The organism is Spirillospora sp. NPDC049652 (genome assembly GCF_040675125.1).
GTDB lineage: Bacteria > Actinomycetota > Actinomycetes > Streptosporangiales > Streptosporangiaceae > Spirillospora.
In genome coordinates this window covers 1-1,464 of sequence record NZ_JBFAOF010001376.1, presented here as the reverse complement: position 1 = coordinate 1,464, position 1,464 = coordinate 1, and the positions used below count along the sequence as shown (strand labels likewise).

Genomic DNA, 1,464 nt, shown 5'->3' with positions numbered 1-1,464 from the left:
CGGCGGCCAGACCGCCGTGGACCTCGACCGGTCGCGGGCGCAGGGGGCCGAGGAGGCCCTGCTCATCCCGCTCATCCTCGGCGTGGTCCTGCTGATGCTGATGCTGCTGCTCCGGGCGCTCACCGCGTCCCTGCTGCTGATCGCCTCGGTCGTGCTGTCCTACGGCGCGGCGCTCGGCCTGGCCGGGCTGCTGTACCGGGCGCTCGGATATCCGCGCATCGACCGGGGCCTGCTGCTGTTCGGGTTCCTGTTCCTGGTCGCCCTCGGCATCGACTACACCATCTTCCTGATGTCCCGGGCGCGCGAGGAGGTCCGGCTGCACGGCCACCGCGAGGGCGTCCTCACCGGCCTGCGCGTCACCGGCGGCGTCATCACGAGCGCGGGACTGGTGCTGGCCGCGACGTTCAGCGTCCTGGCCGTCCTGCCCAGCGTCGGCGCGCTCCAGCAGGGGCTGCTCATCGCCGGGGGCGTCCTGCTGGACACCCTCGTCGTCCGCAGCCTCCTCATCCCCGCTCTCGCCCTGGACGTGGGGAGACGCGTCTGGTGGCCCGCCAAGGTCGACGACTGACGGCCGCGGACGGTCCGGCGCCCGGTCCGCTGACGACCCGGGCGCCGGACGGCGGTCAACCGGCGGACGGGCTGCCGCCGAAGGAGAACTCGTTGCCGTCCGGGTCGCGGAAGGTGGCCTTGCGGACGCCGTTCTCGTAGGTCTCCCGGCTGGCCGGGACCAGCCCGCGCTCCATGATCGCCGCGAGCCGCACGTCGAAGTCCGCGGCGAAGACCGTGTTCAGGGCGTGCCCGGCGCGCCCGGGAAGGTGGACGACGTAGACGTACCGGTGCTCGGCGACCTCCCACACGGACTCGTCGTCGTTCGGCTCGAACGCCGGAGGCGAGCCGAACAGCCGCTCGTACCACGCCAGCGCCGCCGGATAGTCGCTGACCGGGATGCCTGCGAACAAGTCGATGGTCATACCGCGATCCTAGGAAGCGCGGCGGCGCCGCACGCCCCGATCGCCCGGACCGGGCGGGCGACGGCGCGAAGCTTTCCCCGCACGTCAGCCGTCCTTTTCGGTGAACCCCAGCAGCAGGCGGTCGGTCACCGGACGGTAGCCGACGGCCCGGTAGACGCCGTTGCTGGTCGGGTTCGACAGGTCGGTGAACAGCACGATGTCGCGGACGCCGGCGTCCAGCGCGGAGCGGGTGATCGCGGCCGTCGCGGCCGCTCCGTAGCCGCGCCGGCGGTGCGCGGGCGGGGTGTAGACGGGGGCGACGCGGGTCATGCCGTCCAGGGCGGCGGTGCGTCCGGCCATCGCGACCGGCTCGCCGTCCACCTCCCACAACGCGATGTTGCCCTCCCGCAGACGCTCCTCGATCACCGCGACCGGGGCCGCGCCGCCGGCCTCGGCGGTGAACTCGTCGAGCCAGGCCAGCACGACCGGGGCGTCGGCGCGGATCGCGACGTCC

General features: G+C 73.6%; 3 protein-coding genes. 1 reads left to right on the top strand and 2 read right to left on the bottom strand.

All coding sequences use genetic code 11. The annotated features are described in order from the left end of the window. Window positions 1–568: MMPL family transporter (locus tag AB0J52_RS40365; protein WP_500188482.1), on the top strand; the 568-nt coding region annotated here is incomplete at its 5' end. 55 nt (window positions 569–623) lie between these two features. Here AB0J52_RS40365 and AB0J52_RS40360 read toward each other — a convergent pair. Together AB0J52_RS40360 and AB0J52_RS40355 are read right to left on the bottom strand one after the other, a co-directional pair. Next, on the bottom strand, window positions 624–971 hold the full coding sequence (locus tag AB0J52_RS40360; protein ID WP_500188480.1) for a VOC family protein: 348 nt from the start codon (window positions 969–971) through the stop codon (window positions 624–626). An 84-nt stretch (window positions 972–1,055) separates the two neighbouring features. Further along, a partial coding sequence (locus tag AB0J52_RS40355) for a GNAT family N-acetyltransferase (RefSeq protein ID WP_500188478.1) occupies window positions 1,056–1,464 on the bottom strand: 409 nt, incomplete at its 5' end.

What these genes read in the sequence shown, in the direction of transcription:
- AB0J52_RS40360 (WP_500188480.1), bottom strand. Translation starts at nt 971, where the DNA reads ATGACCATCGACTTGTTCGCAGGCATCCCGGTCAGCGACTATCCGGCG.